General features: G+C 45.0%; 19 protein-coding genes. 7 read left to right on the top strand and 12 right to left on the bottom strand.

The window, feature by feature from the left end:
* Positions 1-20: 20 nt before the first annotated feature.
* Positions 21-497, bottom strand: coding sequence for a hypothetical protein (locus tag BLR42_RS01190; RefSeq protein WP_091865929.1), 477 nt, complete (start codon positions 495-497; stop codon positions 21-23).
* A gap of 165 nt (positions 498-662) precedes the next feature.
* Between BLR42_RS01190 and typA the strand changes: the two genes are divergently transcribed.
* Entirely contained in the window at positions 663-2,504 is a 1,842-nt protein-coding gene (gene typA, locus BLR42_RS01185) for a translational GTPase TypA (protein ID WP_022761560.1), read from the top strand.
* A 43-nt stretch (positions 2,505-2,547) separates the two neighbouring features.
* On the opposite strand, the gene BLR42_RS01180 is transcribed toward typA, so the two are convergent.
* Together BLR42_RS01180 and BLR42_RS01175 are read right to left on the bottom strand one after the other, a co-directional pair.
* A complete protein-coding gene (locus tag BLR42_RS01180; RefSeq protein WP_091865927.1) occupies positions 2,548-3,675 on the bottom strand; it encodes an aldo/keto reductase in 1,128 nt (375 codons plus the stop codon).
* A 143-nt stretch (positions 3,676-3,818) separates the two neighbouring features.
* On the bottom strand, positions 3,819-4,451 hold the full coding sequence (locus BLR42_RS01175; protein WP_170832586.1) for a YigZ family protein: 633 nt from the start codon (positions 4,449-4,451) through the stop codon (positions 3,819-3,821).
* Positions 4,452-4,580: 129 nt separating this feature from the next.
* On the opposite strand from BLR42_RS01175, the gene BLR42_RS01170 reads away from it, so the two are divergent.
* The 4 genes from BLR42_RS01170 (at position 4,581) to BLR42_RS01155 (ending at position 13,473) form a co-directional block, all read left to right on the top strand.
* Positions 4,581-7,466: a transglycosylase domain-containing protein gene (locus BLR42_RS01170; protein ID WP_091865923.1), complete on the top strand. Its 2,886-nt coding sequence runs from the start codon at positions 4,581-4,583 to the stop codon at positions 7,464-7,466.
* 15 nt (positions 7,467-7,481) lie between these two features.
* A complete protein-coding gene (locus tag BLR42_RS01165; RefSeq protein WP_091865921.1) occupies positions 7,482-10,148 on the top strand; it encodes a YfhO family protein in 2,667 nt (888 codons plus the stop codon).
* Entirely contained in the window at positions 10,148-12,205 is a 2,058-nt protein-coding gene (locus BLR42_RS01160) for a TaqI-like C-terminal specificity domain-containing protein (RefSeq protein WP_091865918.1), read from the top strand. The genes BLR42_RS01165 and BLR42_RS01160 overlap by 1 nt, the downstream gene beginning before the upstream one ends.
* Positions 12,206-12,294: 89 nt before the next feature.
* Complete coding sequence (locus BLR42_RS01155; protein WP_091865916.1) at positions 12,295-13,473, top strand: PAS domain-containing sensor histidine kinase; 1,179 nt, start codon at positions 12,295-12,297, stop codon at positions 13,471-13,473.
* A 93-nt stretch (positions 13,474-13,566) separates the two neighbouring features.
* Here the strand turns inward: BLR42_RS01155 and BLR42_RS01150 are convergent, their stop codons facing one another.
* From BLR42_RS01150 to BLR42_RS01115, 8 genes are all read right to left on the bottom strand, one after another.
* Positions 13,567-14,325 (bottom strand): amino acid ABC transporter ATP-binding protein, encoded by a 759-nt coding sequence (locus tag BLR42_RS01150; RefSeq protein WP_091865914.1) that lies wholly within the window; start codon positions 14,323-14,325, stop codon positions 13,567-13,569.
* A 21-nt stretch (positions 14,326-14,346) separates the two neighbouring features.
* A complete protein-coding gene (locus BLR42_RS01145) occupies positions 14,347-15,003 on the bottom strand; it encodes an amino acid ABC transporter permease (protein ID WP_022761552.1) in 657 nt (218 codons plus the stop codon).
* 79 nt (positions 15,004-15,082) lie between these two features.
* Positions 15,083-15,931, bottom strand: coding sequence for a transporter substrate-binding domain-containing protein (locus BLR42_RS01140; protein ID WP_091865912.1), 849 nt, complete (start codon positions 15,929-15,931; stop codon positions 15,083-15,085).
* 137 nt (positions 15,932-16,068) lie between these two features.
* Positions 16,069-18,141 carry an ATP-binding protein gene (locus tag BLR42_RS01135; protein ID WP_091865909.1) on the bottom strand — a complete coding sequence of 691 codons (2,073 nt, stop codon included), beginning with the start codon at positions 18,139-18,141 and terminating at the stop codon, positions 16,069-16,071.
* On the bottom strand, positions 18,059-18,733 hold the full coding sequence (locus tag BLR42_RS01130; protein ID WP_091865907.1) for a sensor histidine kinase: 675 nt from the start codon (positions 18,731-18,733) through the stop codon (positions 18,059-18,061). Before BLR42_RS01130 ends, BLR42_RS01135 begins: the two co-directional genes overlap by 83 nt.
* A gap of 262 nt (positions 18,734-18,995) precedes the next feature.
* Entirely contained in the window at positions 18,996-19,967 is a 972-nt protein-coding gene (locus BLR42_RS01125; protein WP_091865905.1) for a MetQ/NlpA family ABC transporter substrate-binding protein, read from the bottom strand.
* 176 nt (positions 19,968-20,143) lie between these two features.
* A complete protein-coding gene (locus BLR42_RS01120; RefSeq protein WP_091865903.1) occupies positions 20,144-20,749 on the bottom strand; it encodes a hypothetical protein in 606 nt (201 codons plus the stop codon).
* 95 nt (positions 20,750-20,844) lie between these two features.
* Complete coding sequence (locus BLR42_RS01115; protein WP_242879152.1) at positions 20,845-21,366, bottom strand: CinA family protein; 522 nt, start codon at positions 21,364-21,366, stop codon at positions 20,845-20,847.
* A 123-nt stretch (positions 21,367-21,489) separates the two neighbouring features.
* Here BLR42_RS01115 and BLR42_RS01110 point away from each other — a divergent pair, with 123 nt between their 5' ends.
* Complete coding sequence (locus tag BLR42_RS01110) at positions 21,490-22,461, top strand: methionine ABC transporter ATP-binding protein (protein WP_091865899.1); 972 nt, start codon at positions 21,490-21,492, stop codon at positions 22,459-22,461.
* Positions 22,461-23,123 (top strand): methionine ABC transporter permease, encoded by a 663-nt coding sequence (locus BLR42_RS01105; RefSeq protein WP_022761544.1) that lies wholly within the window; start codon positions 22,461-22,463, stop codon positions 23,121-23,123. Before BLR42_RS01110 ends, BLR42_RS01105 begins: the two co-directional genes overlap by 1 nt.
* 36 nt (positions 23,124-23,159) lie before the next feature.
* Here BLR42_RS01105 and BLR42_RS01100 read toward each other — a convergent pair whose 3' ends face one another.
* Entirely contained in the window at positions 23,160-24,554 is a 1,395-nt protein-coding gene (locus BLR42_RS01100) for a hypothetical protein (RefSeq protein ID WP_091865897.1), read from the bottom strand.
* Between the last annotated feature and the right edge of the window lie 3 nt (positions 24,555-24,557).

Below are 24,557 nucleotides of genomic sequence, written 5' to 3'. Positions count from 1 at the left end.
CCTGTGTTGTCACAATGAATCTATTTATCATCCTCCATAAATCTCATCTTATTGCTGCCTTCAGGCTTGGGCTGACCGATAGCAACACCGATCTGCTGGGACTTTTTCCTCTCTTTCATACATTTGGGACAGATTGTACCGAAGTTTGTGGGGCTTCCGCAAACCTGGCAATAGTTTCCCATGAGCACCTGTTTCATTGAAGGGTCGTCCTTGTACTGAATGCGACCCTGTTTAATCCAATTCTTTACTTTACTGAGAGGGATATTAAAGTGCTGCGCCACCTCATAATCCCTCACATCATTCGCACGGATATAGTCGCGGACATCACAAAAGAGCTCCTGCTCAGCACACAAGGGGCAGAGATTCCCCTCCACACCATGAAGAAGCTTTCTTCCACAATTTTTGCAAACTCTTACCCCTGTCTTAATTCCATGGGGATCGATCTTTGCACCCTGGGCTTGTTCAAAGCGCTGCAGGTTCTTGTCATAGCTGTCCATACTCATACCTCTATTTTAAAACGTTAAAGCGGAAAATTAAATAAAGATTGCGCTGTTTAGATTTTTTTAATCATTCTGCTCATTGCAACATGGTATAGTGCATGATATACTATGTGAGTTTTGAAATTAATTAAACTAGTTATTTCCTTTCATACGGAGGTAAAAATGAAACAGACAAGAAACGATGTCAGAAACGTAGCAATCATAGCCCATGTCGATCACGGTAAAACCACACTGGTTGACGGGCTGCTCAGACAGAGCGGCGTATTTCGTGAGGGCCAGGACGTCGTAGAGCGTGTTATGGATTCAGGCGATATCGAGCGTGAGCGCGGAATCACCATCATGTCCAAGAACACAGCTATTTCTTATAAAGATATAAAGATCAACATCATCGACACTCCCGGCCACGCAGATTTCGGCGGAGAGGTTGAGCGAGTTCTCAAGATGGTTAACGGCGTTATCCTTGTCGTTGATGCTTTTGAGGGTGCAATGCCCCAGACCAAGTTCGTTCTTGGAAAAGCGATGGAGCTTAAACTCCCTGTAATCGTATGCATCAACAAGATCGACAGACCCGAAGCTCGTCCCAATGAAGTTATCGATGAGGTTTTAGAGCTTCTTCTTGACCTTGGCGCAGATGATAAGCAGCTTGACTGTCCTTTCGTATTTGCATCAGCAAAGGCCGGAACTTCATCCATGTCACTTGATGAGCCCGGAAGCGACCTTAAGCCCCTTCTTGACACCATCATTAACTACATTCCTGCTCCTGTCGGCGATCCCGATGCAGGCACACAGATGCTCATCAGCACAATCGACTACAACGAGTATGTAGGTCGTATCGGTGTAGGAAAAATTGATAACGGTTCAGTTAAGGTAAATCAGGAAGTTCTCGTAGTAAATCATCACGAGCCTGATAAATCCTACAAGACTAAGATCAGCAAGCTCTATGAATTCCAGGGTCTTGGTAAGGTTGAGGTTCAGGAAGCAGGCATCGGTTCCATCGTTGCTATTTCCGGTATCGAGGATCTTAAGATTGGTGATACACTCTGCGCAACAGATGCACCTAATGCTATTCCTTTCCAGAAGATTTCAGAGCCCACAATCTCTATGAACTTCATCGTCAACGATTCACCTCTTGCAGGTCAGGAAGGTAAATATGTAACTTCACGTCACATCCGTGACCGTCTTTACAGAGAGCTCAACACAGACGTATCTCTTCGTGTTGAGGACACCGAAACAACAGAGACCTTCAAGGTTTCAGGACGTGGTGAGCTTCACCTCTCAGTTCTTATCGAGACAATGCGCCGTGAGGGCTATGAGTTTGCAGTAAGTAAGGCTGAGGTTATCTACAAGGAAGACGAGAACGGAAAGAGACTTGAGCCCATGGAGAAGTGCTACATCGACGTTCCGGAGGAGTTTTCCGGTAGCGTTATCCAGAAGCTCGGTGAGAGAAAAGGTGAGATGATCAACATGGGACTTGCAAACGGCGGTTATACACGCCTTGAGTTCCTCATCCCTTCAAGAGGACTTATCGGTTACAGAGGTGAGTTCATGACAGATACCAAGGGTAACGGTATCATGAACACCATCTTCGACGGCTACGCACCTTACAAGGGAGATATCTCCTATCGTAAGCAGGGTTCACTTATCTCCTTCGAGACAGGCGAGGCTGTAACTTACGGTCTGTTCAACGCTCAGGAGCGCGGACAGCTCTTCATCAGCCCCGGCGATAAGGTTTACTCAGGAATGGTTATCGGTACTTCAGGAAAAAGTGAGGACATCGAGGTTAACGTATGTAAGACCAAGCACCTCACCAATACAAGAACATCATCTGCTGATGAAGCACTCAGACTTGTACCTCCGCGTATCATGTCTCTCGAGCAGTGCATCGACTTCATCGACACAGATGAGCTCCTTGAGGTAACACCTACAACTCTTAGAATCCGTAAAAAGATCCTTGATCCTACACTCAGAAAGAGAGCTGGCTTCGCTGCCAAGAATAAGAAATAAAAAAATGTCGGGGTCGCCCAATACCGGGCGGCCCCGTTTTCGTTTACTCAAGTTCCTTCGCAACGTCTTTTAGCAAGGAGCGAATTTCCAAATGTTGAGGACATGCGGTTTCACAACCTCCGCACTCGATGCAATCGCTGGCCTTTCCTTTTCCGTCGGAAGTTAGCACATTTGCGTAGTACATCTTCTGATTCCAGTCATTGAAAATTTTCCTGGTGTTCATGCAGGAGAAAATCTCCGGGATCATAATATTCATCGGACAGTGATTCTGTTCTACGCAGTAGTGACATGAGGTGCAGGGAATTGCATCAAGGTCCTTGTAGATAGCTGTAACCTTGGCTATTGCACCCATTTCCGCCTCATCCAGAGGCTTAAAGTCCTTCATGAAAGATATGTTGTCCTTCATCTGTGCAAAATCGCTCATTCCGGAGAGGACTATTCGTATTCCGTCCTGACTCGCAGCGAATCTAATGGCATAGCTTGCATTTGATAATCCGGCTCCCAGTTCATCAAATACCTTCTGTGCATCTGCAGGGAGATTCACAAGATTCCCTCCCTTTACGGGCTCCATCACGATAACCGGCTTGCCGTGCTTTCTGCACACATCAAGACATTTGTGGCTCTGAACGGCAGGATCCTCATAATCAAGATAATTGAACTGAATCTGAACGATCTCTACCTCGGGATAAGTTGTGAGTATCTTATCCAGTACCTCTGCACTGTCGTGGAAAGAGAGCCCTACGTGCCTTATCTTACCCTCTTCCTTGAGCTTGAAGGCAGTCTCGTATGCCTTGCACTTCTTGAAATGCTCGAAATTCTTTGCATTCTGGGCATGCATCAGATAGAAGTCAAAATAATCCACGCCGCAAGCATCGAGCTGACTCTGGAAAAATGGCCGAATATCCTCTTCCTTGCTGAAATAGGGCTCAGTCAGTTTATCAGTCAAAAGGAATTTTTCTCTCGGATATCTGTCGGAAACAGCGGTTTTGATAGCCTTTTCAGATTTACCATCAATATAGCCATGCGCAGTGTCAAAGTAATTAAAGCCGCTATTTATGAAATAATCCGCCATATCCTTGAACTGCTCGATATCAACTTCCGTACCCTTCATTGGAAGTCTCATGCATCCAAATCCGAAAAATGTTTTTATTTCAGGGAATGAATTGTCCATTGTGTGTCCTCCAAACAAAATGATAATAATTCTTAAATACTCAGATTTAAATTTTATCATATTGATTGTGCACAATATATAGGGCATTATGTAAAATAATTATTATCGATTATTGTGACTTTTTCAGACTTTACAAATCAAATTCAAAATGGATAATAACCCTCTCCGGTCTCCTCGATGCCAAGTCTGCCTTCAGTTTTCTGAGTAAGTCCGTCTATGATGCGATCTGCGTCTTCCATGCGAACAGTGATGTCATACTCCACCTTGTCGGTGTAGGTCTCATTTTCAAGAGGAATCTCCTCCTGTCTGAGGTAATATTGAATGCCGTTCACCAGTGTGTAATCGGCGGTTAGGTGAAATCTCTTGCCATAGACCATCTCTCCCACTTTTGCTGCGGCGAGGCCTGCCTGGGCAGCCTGAGTGTAGGCGCGTACAAGTCCCCCGGTTCCAAGAAGAACTCCTCCGAAATATCTTGTTACTATTATCAGGACATTAGTTACTCCGGCTCCTTTTATGACTTCAAGAATCGGTTTTCCCGCAGTACCCGAGGGTTCACCGTTATCACTGCACCTTGCCACCCCAAAATCAGAACCGATAACAAAGGCATAGCAGTTGTGTCTGGCATCCCAGAACTTTTTCTGAAAAGCAGCTATCTGCTCCTCAGCCTCCTGCACGCTCTCCACCGGCAAGGCATTAGCAATGAAGCGGGATTTCTTTTCAACTATTTCACCGCATCCCTGCTCTAATATCACTTTATAACTGTCCGTTTTTCCCATGTATTCCCCCAGACTATCCATTATTTGCCATATTTGATATAATAGTAGTTTGAATAATACTACTTATTAATATTACTAAAAAATGATATACGAATTGCTCTGTATATCATACCACTACTGGAGGAATTTATGAATTTTGGAAGAAAAGGTATCAGGGATCAGCAACACTCTATAGTCTCAGGTACTACCAAATGGGGGAAGAAAATCTCTCTTATATCATTTGAACTTATAATTATAGTATGCATCGGTATTGCTGTTATCGGAGTATGCGCGGGTATCGGTGTGTTCAGAGGTATTATTGATACTGCGCCGGAGATTGGCAAAATAAACGTAACTCCCACAGGATATTCAACCTTCGTATACGATACGGAAGGTAACCAGACTGCAAAGCTGGTTTCGACCGATTCAAACAGAATCCCGGTTACGATGGACATGATTCCCGAAAATCTTGCCCACGCTTTCGTAGCCATAGAGGATGAGCGTTTTTACCAGCACAACGGTATTGATATTCAGGGTATCTTCAGAGCTGCTTATATAGGTATAACCAGCCATGATCTCTCTCAGGGTGCAAGTACCATAACCCAGCAGCTTCTTAAGAACAACGTATTTACCGGATGGACCAGTGAGAACTCCGACATTGCCAAGATAAAGCGTAAGGTTCAGGAGCAGTATCTCGCAATTCAGCTTGAAAAGACCATGAGCAAGGAGGATATCCTCCTTAACTATATGAACACCATCAACCTGGGCTCTAACACTCTCGGTGTGCAGGCAGCTTCACTTCGCTATTTTAACAAGTCAGTTACAAATCTGACTCTGTCAGAATGCGCCGTTATCGCAGGTATCACACAGAACCCCAGCCGTTTTAATCCCATTACACATCCGGACAAGAACGCTGAGCGCCGTGAGACAGTACTGAAAAAAATGCTAAAACAGGGCTACATCTCTCAGATAGAGTTTGATGAAGCAATGAATGACGATGTCTATGCCAGAATTCAGGTTGCTGACAAGGAAACTGCTGATAACACCATCAACTCCTACTTCGTCGATGCCCTTACAAACCAGCTTATCGACGACCTCATCGATGCAGGCTATAACGAGACTCAGGCTTATACACTTCTGTACAGCGGCGGTCTTAAGATCTATTCAACTCAGGATCCCGCTATTCAGTCGATCTGTGACTCAGTTTATATGGATGAATCCAATTATCCTGAAGGCACTAAATACCTTCTCGATTATGCACTTACTACAATTGATTCTGAGGGTAATCCTACCAACTACAGCACAGAGATGATGAAGTCATATTTCCAGCAGGAGAACAAAGGCTTCAACATGCTGTTTAACTCAGAGGAAGAAGCAGATGCGGCAATTGAAACCTACAAGGCTGCTGTTGTCGGACCAAATGATACCATCGACGGTGAGCGCAAGAATCTAACACCTCAGCCTCAGGTATCTCTCACAATCGAGGATCACACCACAGGCTATGTGGTAGCCATGGTCGGAGGCCGCGGAAACAAGACCGCTTCCAGAACACTTAACCGTGCGACAGACACTGTTCGCCAGCCCGGTTCAACCTTCAAGGTGCTCTCAACCTATGCACCTGCTCTGGACAGCGCAGGCCTTACCCTAGCTACCGTATTTAACGATGCTCCGTTCAATTATCCCGACGGCCGTCCCGTTAACAACTGGTACGGCGAGTCCTACAGAGGTCTTACCTCTATAAGAACCGCTATCGAGCAGTCAATGAACATCATCGCAGTTAAGACAATGACCGTCATAACTCCTCAGCTTGCTTTTGATTATCTGAAAAATTTCGGCTTCACTACTTTGGCTGAAAACGAAGAAATTAACGGTAAGATTTTCACAGATGTTCAGCTTCCTACAGCTCTCGGCGGTCTGACACACGGTGTCACCAACATGGAGCTTAACGCAGCTTATGCGGCTATCGCAAATGGCGGCGTTTACATCAAGCCCAAGCTTTATACCAAGGTTGTTGACCACGAAGGTAATACCCTTCTTGATAATACGAACTCCGATTCCACAAGAATCCTCAAGGAGTCCACAGCTTATCTTCTTACAAGTGCAATGCAGGACGTTGTAACCAAGGGTACAGGTACCGCTGTTAACTTCGGAACAACCGCCATTGCAGGTAAGACAGGTACTACCTCAGATGAGAACGACGTTTGGTTTGCAGGCTACACAACCTATTACACTGCAACTACCTGGGCAGGCTATGACAACAACGTAGATCTGACCACCAAGGCAGAGCAGCATCTTGCGAAGGACATGTGGAGAGCCGTAATGTCCAAGATACATGAGAACCTGCCCTCCACCACCTTCGAGAAACCCGCTTCCGTTGTCACAGCCACGGTTTGCTCAAGATCAGGAAAATCGCCTATTGCAGGACTCTGTGATGGCACACTTATGACCGAGTACTTTGAAGAAGGTACTGCTCCCTCTGATAGCTGTAACGTTCACTATTCAGGAATTCTGTGTCAGAGTGATCAGCATCCCGCTACAGAGCAGTGTCCTTTCAAGATATCAGGTGTATTTGAGCTTATTCCTCCGGAGCCTGCAGCACTTCAGGCACAGTCACCCGCCGGCAGCGGTTCAGGCAACTACACTACCAGTGTTGACGAAGCAGGAAATACGGTTGTAACGCCTTCCGTAACCTGTCACCACACACCTGAATTTATGGCTCAGCCTAATATACAGGAAATTCTAGCTCAGGAGACAAGCCTTATCCAGCAGGGTATCATCTACACAGGTCCTGCCGTGGGCAATGCAAATGCTACACCTGCAAGTCCGGATTCCCTTAATACTACTGATCCGAATGCCGCACCTGCAGAGACACCGGCAGAAACTCCTGCTCCTGCTGAAACACCTGCTCCCGCTGAAACTCCTGCTCCCGCAGAGAATGTTCAGCCTGCTGCCGAAGCCGCACCTGCTCCCGAGGCAGCTCCCGCCGCCACTCCCGAAGAGGACAATGACGACGATGAAGAAGAGGACGATGAATAAGGGGATTCCCGAGTAATGGATATACATAATGATCAGAATGCTTCAAAAAAATCCGGATGGAAGACATTAGTTTTCTATCTTACCTACACAGCCATATTTGCTGCCATGTCAGCTCTTGTCTATGGATACTTCTATTCAAACGGCAAGAGCCTCATCTGCGAGGGTGATACCTGGCGGCAGCATCTTAAGGCTGCGGCTTACTATTCAAAGTGGCTCCGCGGAGTTTTTTATCACATATTTAAGGATCACTCCTTAAGCCTTCAGACCTTCGCCTTCGGAATAGGGTACGGAAGCGACATGTATCCTACGCTTCAATACTATGCCCTTGGCGATCTTCTTAATTTGTTTTCCGTTTTTGTAAAAACAGAATATATTCATATCTATTTCCAGGTAGTTATGATTCTTCGCGCGTACCTTGCAGGTATCACCTTTTCACTGTATGCGAAATATATGCGAAAAGATATGTCCGCGCCGGCACTTCTTGCAGGAATGTTCACCTACAGCTTCGGTTCATATTTCATGTACCTCGGCCTGTGGCATCCTTTCTTTGCGAACCCTTTGATCTATCTCCCGCTGGTTCTTCTCGGTGCGGAGCGTATCTTAAAAGAGAAAAAGCCGGCATTTTTCGCTATTGCCGTCTTTCTCGCAGGTACCAACAATTTCTACTTTTTCTATATAATCGTGCTCCTTACAATAATCTATGTAATCGTAAGGCTGCTTTTTTCATACATTGGAAAACACGAACCCGGTGCTATGCTTCGTACCATCGGCACATTCTTTGCCTACGGAATTATCGGCACCCTGATGAGCATGTTCATACTGCTGCCCGTTCTCGTTGCTTTTCCGAATAATCCGAGAGCAGCTTCCGGCATCACAATCCCGCTCTTCTATGACGCCGCATATTACAAGGAGCTTGGGAAAAATGTTTACAGCTTCGTCTATCACGGATCAAACGACACTCAGCTTGGCTTTACACCGGTATTTGTAATAGCTGCTGTATTCGTTATTATCCGCGCTGTGTATTATCTGGTAACCAGGAAAGACTCTGCAGAATCCGGAACAAAAGCAGCTATCTACCAGGAACTGGTTTACATGATACTTCTTACCATCTTCCTGTGCCTGCCGTTTTGCGGATATGTCTTTGCAGCCTTCTCCTATGCCGTAAACAGATGGGCTTTTGCCTGTGCCCTTTTCGCAGGTTTTATAACTGCTGAATTTACGGACTTCACAGGAAATAAAGCAGCTGCTTTCATGGGAAAAGGAAAAGATCGTAAACCCGCTTTTGTCGCTTCTATCGTAAGCATTATGGTCCTTATGATAACACTTGGATTTATCATGAAAAATGGCCGAATGGCGTACTCACCCGACGAGGGCAACATGATAAGAGATTACATGGATATCTGCACTCCCGAGGAAATGTATGCCCAGCTTCAGAGCACCGAAGTTCAGGTTGTCGAAGAAAATGCAGCAGCTTCAGGCCTCGATGCCTCGAATGATTTTTACCGCTATTCAGGCCGAGACCTTGTCTGGAACGCTGCTATGCTCGATGGCATATCCTCAACACAGTTCTTCTGGAGCCTTGCCGATAAGAGCGTATCCGAGTACTTCAAGCTCATGGCTATAAACGACCAGCAGAGCTTTGCATACTTTGCCCTGGACGACAGAGCAGTCCTTAATTCGATTGCCGGAGTTCGATACTACTCCCTCAGATATAACACCCCTGAGCAACAGGCCTTCGTACCCTGCGGATATGTACCGTCCTATGAAAAGTATAACTTTGGAATCTATGAAAACCCTGATGCCATGCCTCTCGGTTTTACTTATAGCAGCGCCATATCAGAGTCTGCCCTGAGCGCCATGACTCCTGTTCAGCGCGAAGAAGCACTCCTTTACGGAGCCGTTCTAAAAGATGATATCGCATCCAAATATCCGGAAGCTGAGCCGGTTTTCACCTCTGAGTCTATTCCTTATGACATAACTCTTGAGGGCGATGTAAAGGAAGTAAACGGCGGTTTCAAGGCAAAAGCAGGTTCCTCCGTTCTTCTCACCTTTAACGGTAACCCCGGCTGCGAAACTCTTTTGTATCTGAAGAACCTTCGAATCAAGTGTAAAAATGACGTGCCCAGCATCATCATCTCCACAGAGCTCGCTGACGGCACCTGTATCAGCAAAAATATCGATTACAAGACAGAGCGCTCCTGGTACTACTCAGGCTGGCACGATTTCCTTGTGAATCTCGGAAATGCCAACGAGGCAAAGACCTATATCAGGATCAATTTTAATGAAAAAGGCACCTATAAATTCGATGAGATGAGCGTGTATTGCAGATCGCTTGCAACCATGCATGACCGCCTCACAGAGCTTAAAGCACATACACTTACGAATGTGGATCTTCACAAAAATCCCATCTCCTTTGCAACGAATACTATTACAGGAAGCATTGACTGCGGCGACAGTGAGATTCTCTTCTTATCAGTTCCTTATTCCAAGGGATGGACCGCCTACGTTGACGGCAAAAAGGCAGAGCTCCTCACAGCCGACACAATGTTCAGTGTTCTTGAAATGACCGAGGGCCACCACGACATCAAACTGGTTTACCACACCCCGGGTCTCATGGCAGGATTTATCCTAAGCCTGATTGGGTTAATAGGACTTATAATATTAAGCCGAAAGGAGCGCTAATGCTTACACTATCTGACCTTTGTGCAGAACTGTCTATCACTCCCGCCACAGGGAGAAACTGGATAAAGCTCGGTAAGATTAAGCCTGAAGGAAAAAAGGGACGCTCGTATCTCTTTTCTGAGGAGTACGTCAGCTCCCTCAAAGCCGATCTTGAAAACGGAAAGATCAAATCCTTAAAGAGCCGCCGGAACAAGACCTACGTATCGGGTAAGCTCCTGTACAGCTCTTATATTCCTGCGACTTCTCCCAATCTCCCGCTGGTTAACAAACTTATTTCAGACATTGCCGACTTTGAAAGCTGCAGTGCTCTTACTACAGAACCTAAAGAAACAGCAGGATCTTCAGAGCAGACCAAACCTTTTGAACTCACAGATTCCATGCTGAAAGCCATCCTTGCGGGCTGCGCAAAGAGACTTATCGCCAAAAGAATTCCGGATGAAGAACAGGAAAAATACTCACACCTTATCACAGAGCTTCATCCATCCGAAGACGACGCATCCCTACCTGAGGATATCCTCTCTCTTACCGGGAGCTTCGAGTACGTTCCCGGCGAGGATACTCTTGGTCTGATATACATATCTTTAAAGCACCTTCGCGCAAGGAAAAGCGAGGGAGCCTATTACACTCCCGGAACCATCGTACAAAGACTCCTCGGACACCTGTTTGAGGCATCAATCCTCTCAGAAGGTCAGGATAAACAGATCCTTGATCCGGGCTGCGGAACCGGCAACTTTTTATTATGTCTTCCTCCGGGTATCCCTGCCGGGAATCTCTACGGCTATGATCTCGATGAGACCAGTATTCTTCTTGCAAGGATTAACCTGGCACTCAAGTACAGAATCCCCGACATCGATTTTTGGAAAGAGCATCTATTAGTCAGGGATTTCCTTCACGAGAATAAAAACGATAAAACCTTCGACATCATCCTTGGCAATCCTCCCTGGGGTTCTTCTTTCACTGCGGATGAAAGGACTTACCTCAAGGATACCTTCGAATGCGGCAAGGCAAAGTCACCCGATTCCTTTGATCTTTTTACCGAGCAGGCTCTCGGTCTTCTTAAAAACGGCGGTACACTCTCCTACGTCCTTCCGGAGTCGGTTCTTCTTGTCAAAACTCATCACATAATTCGTGAGCTTCTGCTGAAGATGACCACGCTAACGCACCTTGAATATCTGGGTGATGTATTTGATCATGTCCAGTGTCCTTCCGTGATAATGCAGGTGCAAAAATCCGCCGACAGCTTTCTTTCAAAAAATCCTGTCGTATATGAAAAGGATTCCTCCTTTAAAATCACTACTAAGCGGAAGCTGACAGGAGACGCCTTCGACTTCCTCATGCCCGACAATGAGTACCGGATCCTTAACCATTTGGAGACTCTGCCGGATGCAAAAAGACTCGAAGGAAATGCCGGGTTTGCACTTGGAATCGTAACAGGTGCCAACAAGGAAATGCTTAAATCACGAAAAACCGCAAACAACGAAGTCATACTTAAAGGCATCGATATTTTCAAATATGCCTTCAAAATACCTAAGTGCTACATAAACTTCGATCCCGATAAATGCCAGCAGGTAGCGCCTCTTTCCATGTACCGCGCACCTGAGAAGCTGCTCTATCGTTTCATCGGAGGACGACTTGTTTTTGCATATGATGACAAACAAACCCTGTCTCTTAACAGCTGTAATATCGTAATTCCGAACATTGAAAATCTCAGCATGAAATATATTATGGCGATTTTAAACTGCAGCGCCTCCGAATATTATTTCATCAAAAAATTCCGTTCGGTAAAAATTCTAAGATCGCACATCGAACAGATCCCGATCCCGGATGCCGACGCCGATACTCAAAGCGATATAACTGCAATAATTGACAGTATTTTAGAGCTTTGCCGGAATCCCGAGACCCTAAAGCCCACCACCGAGGAGGAACAAAAAAGCAAGCTGACAGCACTTTACAAAGAGCTCGATGATAAGTGTTTTAAGCTGTTCAATTTATCGGACAGTGATATCTCGTTCATAAAAGATGAACTTAAAAACGAGAACTTGTTCCTTCCCCTATAGCATTTACGGAATTTCGTGTTATAATTGATATACACTTGCACGTTTTGCGTAAGGAGATTTCTTGTATTTCTTTTTTCAAGAGGATTTAGATGAGTGATAATATTGAAAAGTTAAAGACAATTTCACTTAACGAACATGCGGACCAGTTGTTCGACAAAATCATAAACACAACCCAGGACTGTATCTTCTGGAAGGATACCCATCGCAGATTTGTTGGAGTTAATCAGGCATTTCTCAATTTTTATGGTTTTAAATCAGCTGATGAAGTTATCGGTAAAACCGACGAGGATATGGGCTGGCATCCGGATCCCGAACCTTTCATGCAGGATGAGATCCTGGTCCTTCACGGCGAGAGTACTCACAATGTTCATGGCCTGTGTATTGTCAAAGGCGAAGTAAGAGAGATCATTGCTACCAAAACACCCATCTATGATGAAGGTGTTATTATCGGATTTGTAGGCTCCTTTATGGATGTCACCGAGGAGCAGGAACACATTAGGAAAATCGAACAGCTTAATAAATTAAACGACAAGCTTCTCGATAATGAAAAGCGTGCCAACAGACGCATGTCGGAATTCCTATCCCGCATGAGCAACGAAATCAAAAATCCCATGAACGCCATCTCCGCTCTGTCCTATCTTGGAATGAATCAGGAGGATGTCGACGTCCTTCGAAGTGATATGAGAAAGATCTACACTTCAAGCCACTATCTCTCCAGACTTATGAGCGATATTCTCGATATTGATAAAATCGACGGCGGTAACTTAAACCTCGACCCGAAAAGAGCATCCCTTGATGATATTGTGGACGGCGTTGAGAATGTCACCAAAGCCTTCGCAAAAGAAAAAAATGTGACAGTCATCGTGCACAGAGAATACAGAGCGAACCCGCAGGTCATCTGCGATCTCGGACGCGCTCAGCAGATGGTGATTAACTTAACCAATAACGCCGTAAAGTTCAGCGAACGCGGAGACACTGTCGAGATATATATTTCTTCCAAAAAGCACGGCGATTTTTACAGAATTAGATTTGTGGTAAAGGATGAAGGCTGCGGCATCGGCAGTGCTTTTATGCCAAGTCTTTTCAGAACCTTCTCTCAGGAAAAGAGAAATCCCAGCAAGTATGGTACAGGAACAGGCCTTGGACTTTCCGTCGCAAAGCGCCTTGCATGTCTCATGAAGGGTGATATTACCGCAGAAAGCGAAGAGGGACTCGGAAGCACCTTCACAGCCACAATAGAGCTCGACGCAGTACCGCCGGAAAACTGACAGCGGGTTAACTTAAAGCCCACAATATAAATCACGAAAAAACAACGGATAGCAAGCTCTTTGCTATCCGTTTTATTATCCACACATGTTAAATTAAGATCCGGACTGAACACTTGAAAGAAACTGTCTTGTACGTTCCTCCTTCGGATTATTGATCACTTCCTTCGCAGGTCCCTTCTCCAGGATCACTCCGCCGTCCATGAAAATAACCTCGTCCGCTACGTCTCTTGCAAATGCCATCTCATGAGTAACTATGATCATGGTGGTATTCTTGTTTGCAAGCTCTCTTATTACTCTTAGGACCTCGCCCGTAAGCTCGGGATCAAGCGCTGAAGTAGGCTCGTCGAAGCAGAGGATATCAGGTTTTAACGCAAGAGCACGGGCTATGGCAACTCTCTGCTGCTGTCCTCCGGAAAGCTGGTGCGGGTAATTATCCATTCTGTCGGAAAGTCCCATCTGATCAAGAAGCTCTTTACCTCTTTTTATGATCGCATCATTATCCTGACCGCCGCTCAAGAGTCCCGGTGCAAGTGTCACATTCTCTAGTGCCGTGTACTGCGGGAAGAGATTGAACTGCTGGAAAACCATACCGAAATGGAGTCTCTTTTCACGAAGAGCATCCGCGCTTTCCATGGGAAGCGATGCATCAAAAAGCTTCTCTCCTCTTACGGTTATAGTTCCTTCGTCAGCTCTCTCCAGGAAATTCAGGCAGCGAAGCAGCGTTGTCTTTCCGCTTCCCGAGGATCCGATAATTGATATCGCCTGTCCCTCTTCCATGTCGAATGAGATTCCCTTAAGAATCTCGCTATTATCAAATTTTTTCTTTATATCTTTAACTTCAAGTATTGGCATTTTCCGTGTACCTTCTCGTCTTTACCTAAAATAGCTCAGCTTCTTCTCGATGTATCTAAACAGCAGTGTCAAAAGTCCGCTAAAGAGCAGATAAAATGCGCCTGTGTAGAACAAAGGCCAGATGATTCCGCTGCTCTTTATGAAGGCCTGTCCGTTCCAGATGATCTCATAAACCGCAATAACTCTCGCAAGAGAAGTATCCTTAACAAGGGTTATAACTTCGTTTGAAATCGGCGGAACGATTCGTTTGATGAGCTGCAGGAGAATGACTTTTTTGAAGGTCTGCCATCTCGTCATACCGAGAACCTGCGCCGCCTCATACTGTCCTACCGGAATTGACTGAATTCCGCCTCTGTATATCTCAGAAAAATAGCAGGCGTAGTTAATCACAAATGCTATAAGTGCTGCCATAAATCTTCCGGAGGTTGAAGTTCCCCATACGTTTAATCTAAGGAAAATTCCCGGTCCGTAGTAGATGATAAGAAGCTGCAGCATCAGCGGTGTTCCGCGTACAACCCAGATCAGAAACCTTATAGGCACCCTTATCAGAGGCAGCTTATTCATTGAGCCAAAGCATATGAGAAGCCCCAGGGGCAGTGAAAAAACAAGTGTTAAAGCAAATAATTTAATTGTTGCCAGGAACCCCTCAAGCAGTGATAAGGTAACGGTCCAAAACATAAATAGATTCCTCTTTCCATAGTTTCAAATGCCCCGCCATTAAGCGGGGCATAGATTTCGCTATTTTTTAAAATCAGGATTATCTTGCAATTACGGCATCCTGAACACCGTACTGCTTTGCAATCTCCATCATGCTTCCGTCAGCATACATAGCCCCAAGCTGATCATCGATGTAAGCAGCAAGATCGGATCCCTTGCGGCATCCAATACCATACTCTTCTGTTGTAAGTTCTACTGTGTGTGAAAGATCGGGATAGCTTGTACCCTCACCAATCATAGCGCCTGCCATGAGAAGGTCGATAATACATGCACCAGAAGTACCTGCCTGAACTTCCATTACAGCATCAGCCTGAGATGTAACGGATACAAAATCATAGCCGTTATCGGTAGCTGCCTGCTCACCTGCTGAACCTGCCTCAACCGCAAAGCTGTAGGAAGCAGCATCCTCTGCACTTTTCACCTCATCCGCAATATCTGACGGAACAACCACAACCTGTGCATTGTTAAGATAAGGCTTGGTGCACTCCATTGCGTTTGTAACTTCGTTTGTAAGTGTCATTCCGTTCCATACTACATCAATTGACTTGTTGTCAAGCTCAAGAATCTTGTTATCCCAGTCGATCTCTACAAACTCAGCTTCAACTCCGAGGGACTCGGCAACCTTCTTTGCAAGGTCAGCATCAAAACCGATCCAGTTGCCGCTGTCATCCTTGTAATCCATAGGAGCAAAGTCTGTGATTCCTACGATAAGCTTTCCTTTTCCTTTTACATAGTCAACATCGGAGTCCTCATCCTTCGCCTCTGTTGTCTCTTCTGTTGTATCAGTCGCTGCTGTGCCTTCGGCGCCGTCTGTCTTTGCTCCGCCGCATGCTGTAAGCGAAAATGTCATTGCTGTTATAAGTAATCCTGCTATTATCTTCTTTTTCATAAAACAATGCCCTCCTCTAAATTTTTCATTCTTTACCACTTTATCATACTAAATTGGATTATGCAAACAAGTTTAGATTTAATTAGTTGTTTATTAAACTTTAATACCAACAGCGGGCAAAATACCTTATAGTATTTTTATAGGGATATATTCGATAAAAAACTTCCGAGAGGTATGGTTATGGTAAATTCAGAGCCTTTCCCCTTTTCAGACTGCACTTCGATCTGACCACACATCATATCAACTATATTCTTGGTGATGGCCATTCCCAGCCCGGTACTGCCGTACTGGTTGCTTGTTCCCTCTTTTTCCTGTGAGAAGGGCTCAAAGATCTTCGGAATATAATCAGCATCCATTCCAACGCCGGTATCCTTTATGACAAATCTGACAACAGCTCTCTCGTCCGTGCGCTCTGTCTCTTCAACAGTGAAAGTCACCTTTCCCGGAGCCGGTGTGTATTTCACGGCATTACCGAGGACATTTATGACCACCTGTTTCATCTTCATCTCATCGCCGACGTAAAAGTCGTCCATGTGGCCTTTTACCAGACAATCAAACACAAGACCTTTATCCTTACACTGGGACTCAGTCATGGTATTTATCTGCTCAAGCATATTTCCGAATGAAAATTCCTCATTCTTAAGTTTGGCTTTCCCCGACTCAACTCTGCTTATATCAAGGATGTCATTTATAAGTGATAGCAGGTGCTTTGCGCTGGCACCAATCTTCACCAGTATATCTCTTGTCTCGCTGTCGATATCCGGATTTTTGAGCGCGATGTTATCAAGTCCAATAATGGCATTCATAGGCGTTCTTATCTCATGGCTCATATTGGATAAAAAGGCCGTCTTCGCCATATTGGCATGCTCCGCTTCTTCCAGAGCTTTTGCCAGCATTTGGCTTCTGGCTTCTTCAACAACATCCAGAGGTTTTGCTGCAGTCTCATCATTTGTCTCATAATTCTGTATTATCCTGTGGATGATGGCCTTAAGCTCTTTGTACTCTTTCAGAAGGAAAGGAGTGTCCCTCTGAATTGTTGCAAAATCCTTATCCTTTCCCGCCATTTCCAGCGCCTTCGCTTTTTCAAACATGCTCACAGCACCTATGGCAGAGGAAGTACTCTTAAGTGAATGCACATTAAGAACGTAGGCATCCATATCATTATCTTTCAGGTTGTTTTCTATCTGCTCCGCCTTGGCATCAACGGACATCTCATAGGTTTCAAGGGCGTAGATGTAATCTTCTGCATCGCCGCAGTACTCGATGCCTTTTGCAGGATCAAGCTCAGGATAGTCGAAAGCGATTTTCGGAAGCTTCGACGTCTCATCATTTTCCTCATCACCTATCATGAAGACAGAATCGTCAGGCAGATATTTGCACATCATGCGCTCCATCTCGTCGATATTCACCGGCTTCGTCAGATAATCGGTAAAACCGGCAGAGAGCATTTTTTCCTTGTCCCCCGAAACCGCACTGGCGGTAAGTGAGATTATGGGCGTCTTTTCATACTTTTCAGGGTATTTTTTCTTTATCTCTGTTAGTGTCTCTATCCCGTTCATATGCGGCATACGGTAGTCCAAAAAGACCATGTCGTAGTGCTCAGCGCCGAATTTTTCTATGCACTCTGCGCCGCTGCTTGCCACATCTATATGCATTCTGGTACGCTTCAAAAGTCCCGCAATAATCTGGAGGTTCATCGGCGTATCATCCACGACAAGAAGCCTCATGCCCGGAGCGATAAACGAAGTCTGTCCATGCGCCTGTCCGGAGTTATCGTGAAGCAGGAATTCCTCCGTTATATCACCTATAGGTGTGTCATCTCCAATTTTCTGAGTCAGAGTGAAATAAAACTTTGAACCCTTTTCATAAGTGCTCTCCACCTTGAGCTCACTGTCCATAAGCGAAAGGAGCTGCCTGGTGATTGAAAGTCCAAGTCCCGAGCCTTCTATGCTTCTCGTCTTTTTTGGATCAAGTCTGTCAAAGGGCTCAAAGAGCTTGTCTATATCCTCTTTTTTGATTCCGATTCCGGTATCGGTTACGGATATCTCCATGGTGACGAAGTCCGAACTCTTCTCCTTCAGCTTCATCGCAAAATTGACGCTTCCCTCTTCCGTATACTTCACGGCGTTAGTGAGAATATTCGTTATTATCTGCTTTATGCGGATTTCGTCTCCTATAAAGTTCTTTGGGAATTTCTGAATCGATTTCAAAATGCAGAGTCAGTCCCTTGGCCTCCGCTCTGAATCTGATAAGATTGTAAAGATCTCTGATAAGTGCATCCGGCGCATACTTTTCGCACTGCAATTCCATTTTGCCGGTCTCTATCTTGGAAAAGTCCAGAATATCACTGATGATACCAAGAAGGCTAACCCCGGCCTTCCTGATGTTTTCGGAATAATCCAGTATGGCTGAATCCTCCGCCTCTCTTTGTATCATCTCGTTCATGCCGAGAATGGCCGTAATGGGAGTGCGGATCTCATGACTCATATTTGATAAAAATGCGCTCTTTGCTACATTCGCCTGTTCAGCTTCTTCAAGAGCAATTGCAAGGGTATTGGCTCTCTCAGTCTCTTCTTTGGCGAGCTTGGTCTCTGTGATATCACCTATGAAAACATAATAAACATCACCATAGCCCGGGAGAGTCGCAAAGTGACCGTAATCATCAACCCAGCGTATGGTTCCGTCTTTTCTGATTATTCTGTATACCACATAGTCCATGTGTCTTGAGTTTGAGTTCATGGCTATCTGGTTATCTATGGATGACTGAATGCTGTCATAATCATCCGGGCATCTGCTCTGCAAGCCATTCCATTGCAGACATCTTTTCCTCTGAAGGTATTATTGCCGTAAGATCATCGGTGAATAACTTGTTTTTTTGCATGAAAGCCCCCTTCAATCAGCGGTTTGTAGTATTCTCCTTTTATATCTTAACTGTTTTTTATGAAAAAATATATTAAACCAAAATAAAAAAACACTAAAAGTAATGCTTTTTCGCACTACTTTTAGCGTTTTTAAGGTAGGAGTGATTTCTAATATTGGCTTAAATCGTTTATATGTTTTTTAATTACTGTCCATCAATGAATGAAGAGATAACCGCGCCCTTATAGGTCTCGTCGATGTATGCCTTAACCTCGTCGGACTGAAGTGCCTTTACAAGAGCCTGGATCTTGGCAGAATCCTCGTTGCCCTGCTTAACTACAAGGAAGTTGGTTCTCTTTACTGTTGTCTCATCGTCAAACTCCTCGATATCAAGAGCGGGATGTGAATCCGGAAGGCCTGCCTCAAGAGCATAGTTTCCGTTGATTGCTGCCGCATCAAGATCAGGAAGTGAAAGCGGAAGTGATGCTGCCTCAAGAGGTGTAATCACATAGCCGTGCGGATTTGCCTCAGCATCCTTTGTAAGTGCGTCCTCTGTGTAGTTGTCGTCTGTACCAAAGCCGCCCTTTGATGTAAGAAGACCCTTCTGAACAAGAAGATCGATAGCACGCTCACCGTTGTCGGGATCGTTCGGGATACCGATTGAACCGCCGTCCGGAATATCAGCAAGAGCTGTGTACTTCTCGGAGTAGATACCCATGGGCTCGATGTGAACACCTGCTACTGCTGCAAGGTGAAGGCCTGCATCCTCGTTCTGCTGATTCATGTAGCCAAGTGTCTGGAAGTAGTTGGCATCAAGCTCACCCTCTTCAAGTGAAGTATTGGGAAGTACGTAGTCGTTAAATACAACTGTCTCGAGCTCCCAGCCATCCTTTGCAAGAACATCCTTAAGAATGTTATCAAGGATCTCTGCGTGAGGAACGGGTGTAGCACCAACTACAATCTTATTGTCGCCGTCTGCAGGAGCTGCTGTGGCATCTGCACTCTCTTCTGTGCTCTCAGCTTCAGTAGCTGTTTCTGTGCTCTCAGCTTCTGTGGCGGTTTCTGTACTCTCTGCAGTTCCGGCTGCGTCACCGGCAGATGAGCCTGCGCAACCTGTAATAGCGCCAAATGTAAGCACTGTAGAAAGTAAAATACTTGTCAAAAACTTCTTTTTCATAACTTTTGTCCTCCTCTTAAATCCGCCCCTATAATTAAAGCGGGTTTTTATATGTCAGATATGATTATTAACTTTAATCCCTGACCGTTATAAAATCAACCCATTTTCCGATAAGAAATAGTAATCGGAAGCTATAAAAAGGTCGGACTCCGTATAAGAAGTCCGACCCAATTTTTTTACAGTGTTCTCTCGTAATGTCCCTTTTTCTCCACGAAACCGGTTTTCCTAAGATAGGCCTTGTGATGCTCATCCGAGCCGTTGTAGACCAGTTTATCAATGCCCTCGTGTATGAGATTGGACATCAAAAATTCGCCGATAGAGAAGTCGCGGTATTCCGGAATGGAATAGTCAAGCTTTATATCAAGTATGTGATCCTTGAGGTTTCCAAGCAGAATTCCGGCAGGAGTTCCTTTGTGGCAAACCACAAAACCGCAGTTTACATCCTTGAAATCCATGGAAATCCCGGGGAAGCACTTCGCGATGTCTTCCTTATAAAGATCTATCGTATACTTTGTAAGGCCTTCATCGCCCGATACCCTGACAAGATCATAGTTTTTATCAGTGCTTCTCATCTTGCCAAGATAGTAGATATTGATTGCGACAAGCGCCAGATTCATGACAACCGTAGGATATGCATGAATCAAAAGTCCATAAATCACACATACAAGACTTCCCATCATGTTTACAATCCTAAGCTTGTAGACAGATACCATCATGAATGAAAGCAGCACCAGAGCTGATCCCACATAACCGATGATTTCAAATATTAGTGACACACTCATAAGAAAAAAAGCTCCTTTCGAAATAAGAAAAGGTAATTTTTAAATCTATAAATAGATGATATCACAGATTAGATTTTGAATGAAGATTCCAAAATCTAAAGTGTTTGCCATAACTCTCTTATAAGTTCATCCGCTATCATGTCACACACAACAAGCTTATATGCATTTCTTGTCGCTTCAGGATCAAGAGTCCTGCTAAATGACTCCGGTCCTTTTTCGCTTGCAATTGCAAAATAAACTTCTCCCGGAACGCTGTCGTTGTTCTCCGGATCGGCATTTCCCATAGTACCGGTCACACCTATCCCGAAGTCAGCTCCGTAGGCTTTTCTGCATGCTGCCGCCATAGCCCTCGCTGTTTCTTCGGAGTACACTCCGTACTTTTCAATTATTTCTGCCGGCACTCCCTGCATTATCTTGGCTTCATTGCTGTAGGTGATAAACGCCCCTCTCAGCACCGCCGACGAGCCTTCTGTATCTGTTAAAAGAGACGCCACCATCCCCGCCGTACAACTCTCCATGGTAGTGATTGTCAGGTGCTTCTCTATTAGCGTCTTTGTTATTTTTTCATATTTTTGTCTGATCTGTTTTTCTTTGGTCTGCATAATTAGTTCTTTCATCCCCGAAGCCTACAAAATTGCTATTTCAATTATAAAATGAAACACTTCCATCATCAAACAGCTTATTGTAAAATACAGTAGTGTGTTCCAACACAATAATGATTAATTAAGGATGTTTTTCAAATGATAAAAATCGAAGATGTAAAAAAGTCCTTTAAAAACACGGAAGTTCTTAAAGGAATATCAATGGAGATCGAGGATCACGAGATTTTCGGTATCATCGGTCAGAGCGGCGCTGGCAAATCGACGCTTCTTCGCTGCATCAACGGACTCGAGTCCTATGATTCGGGTATCATAACCGTGGACGGACAGGAAGTTAATATTAGAGATAAAAAGTCTCTGCGTCTTCTTCAGAAGAGAATGGGCATGATTTTCCAGAGCTTCAATCTTCTCGAGAGACTTGATGTATATCAGAACGTGGCTCTTCCCATGAAATTCTGGGGCATGAATACGAATACTCCCGAGGCGAAGGAAAAGATTTTGAAGCTCATAAAGCTCGTCGGACTTGAGGAGAAGGTTCATGCAAAGCCGCGTGAACTCTCAGGCGGCCAGAAGCAGCGCGTAGCTATTGCAAGAGCTCTGGCGCTTGATCCTGAATTCCTTCTCTGCGATGAGGCCACAAGTGCGCTCGATCCCGAGATCACAAAGGGCATACTTGCTCTTCTTCAGAAGATCAATCAGGAGATGGGCATCACAATTATCGTGGTAACTCACCAGATGGAAGTAGTTAAGCAGATTTGTAAAAAGGTTGCATTTTTAAGTAATGGTCAGGTGCTCTCAGTAGGTCAGCCCGAGAAGCTCTTCGTTTGGCCAAAAGAGCGTGAGATCAGAGATTTCCTTCGCGAAGAGAGCGACAAGCTTCCTACAACAGGTCTCAACATTAAGCTCTTTTTCTACGGAGAAGGCAATCAGCGTCCCATCGTTACAATGATGTCACAGGAGCTTCACCGCGATTTCAATATCTGCTGGGCTAAGCTCGAGGATTTCAGAGAGGATGTTTACGGAAGTCTTGTCCTCAATATTCAGGAAGAAGATCTGGACAGTGTCTGTGCTTTTCTTGATAAAAAAGATGTTACATGGGAGGTAATCAAATAATGTCCGGAATTTTATCAAACAGCGGAATGACCGGTATCATTTTAAATGCATTCAAGCAGACGCTTTACATGGTGTTCTGGTCAACGCTTTTTTCAGTAATAATCGGGTTCATCCCCGCAATCATCTTAACGCTTACAGCGCCGGACGGCCTTAAGCCCAACAAGATTGTTTATGAGGTTTTGAGTTTTATCGTAAATGTATTCAGAAGTTTTCCGTTCATCATTCTTCTGGTTATTCTCATTCCTTTCACCAGAATGTGTGTGGGAAAATCGATCGGAACCACAGCTTCCATCGTGCCTCTTACGGTATCCGCGATTCCTTACATTGCAAGGGTATTTGAGACAAGTCTTCGCGAAACAAATCCCGGAGTCATCGAGGCTGCAAGGTCATTCGGAGCTTCGAACTTCCAGATTCTGATGAGGGTTTATGTAAAGGAATCAATTCCGAGAATGCTCAACGGTGTGGTTCTTCTGGTAATCTCACTTATCGGTTATTCCGCAATGGCCGGCACAGTCGGCGGCGGCGGTATCGGTGACATCGCAATCCGTTACGGTTACCAGCAGTACAAGACCGACTACCTGATCGTCTGCTCGATTATCCTTATAGCATTCGTGCAAGCAATCCAGATGCTCGGCAACTACATGTATAAAAAAATGTCATAATAGGACGGCCCGTGGGATTCCCCACGGGCCTGTTTTTTACCAGTCGGTGTAGCCGTAGTCGTAGCCGCCATAGTCATCACCGCCATAGTAGTCTTCGCTGTAGTCACTGTAGTCACCATAGTCGCTATCGTAATCATCATAGCTGGAGCTGTTCCATTCGGTATACGCATCGTAGTCATCATAGTAGTAAGTGGGCTCCTCATAAGCGTCATTCGATTCATAGTAGGAACCGTCATCGTCTACATAGCCGTCTGAGCCATAGCTTATAAACTGATTCTCATAGCCGTTCCAGTACCAGACATCTCCATCGGAATCGGTCCAATAATATGCGGTGCCATAATCTCCGGGATCGCTTCCACCTGAATTTTTTGAGCTCTTACCGGAGCTCTTCTTACTGCTCTTACTTGAACTCTTCTTTGAGCTTTTCGCTTTTGCGGGCTGCGGAGGGACTGCCTTGGGAGAAGTAGTCCAGTCGTTCTTATAGGTACAGCTATCAAGCATTTTCTCTGCTATCTGCGCATAATTCTCAACACGTTTCTCTGTTGCGATTGCTATGGAAGCAAGCGCATATCCTGCAGGGCCAAAATAGCGAAGTTCGATAACACCGCGCACCGGATAGTCAAGTTCCTGCTTAAAGACAGTACCGTCAAGCCAAAGGTATCCTTTTATGCTGTAGTAATTACCGCAGTCCTTAAAATCCGAGCCTATGTATTTTACAAGCTTTTTCTCATAGTAAAGCTTGATGAAATCTTCCAGCATATAGCCCATGACCTTTTTTCCAATGGCTGAGCCATACTTGAGATCCCTGTCGAACTCCTCGGTAAGAGGCTGGAACATGACAACTATGCTGCTGTAATAATCCACTGTGCCTTTTCCATGTTCAGGATAAAAATTCAGGGCGTGGGATATGTCTTTTCTTGGTGATGTAAGCATGTGTTCAGGATAGTAGATATCAACACTGTCGAATTTGTCCGGAAAACTGGTCATCTGCGTCAGCTTATCCTCGGGAGCCGGGAGCAGTACCATCTCATCTACTTTAGTGAGCTCCGATCCGCCGACATCGACAAGCTTCCCACTCTTATTAAGCGTATAGCTGTCTTTTGCTCCGTCTGAATCAAAAGTGAGGGTGATTTTGTCTCCATCAATCTCGTAGGTTCCGCCATCAACTTTCATGCGGTAGACGTTAGTTGCACTCCAGGTCTTATCTTTTTCAATGGTGATATAGACCGAAACATCGTCATACTTCCAAATGCCGATAAAATCTTCATCGGAAACACCCTTTGATGCTGTTGACGTTTTAGTCAGCACCGGTCTGTTCACCGTCGCCGTCGTCTGCTTCGGAGTCGCAGCTGACGCACTGTCCTGCATCATGAACGACAGAAACAATACCGGTAAAAAAATCACCGTGAAGTACTTCCTTAGCTTAAACATAAT

Source organism: Butyrivibrio sp. INlla16 (genome assembly GCF_900104155.1).
GTDB lineage: Bacteria > Bacillota > Clostridia > Lachnospirales > Lachnospiraceae > Butyrivibrio.
This window is presented reverse-complemented; position numbering and strand designations above follow the sequence as displayed.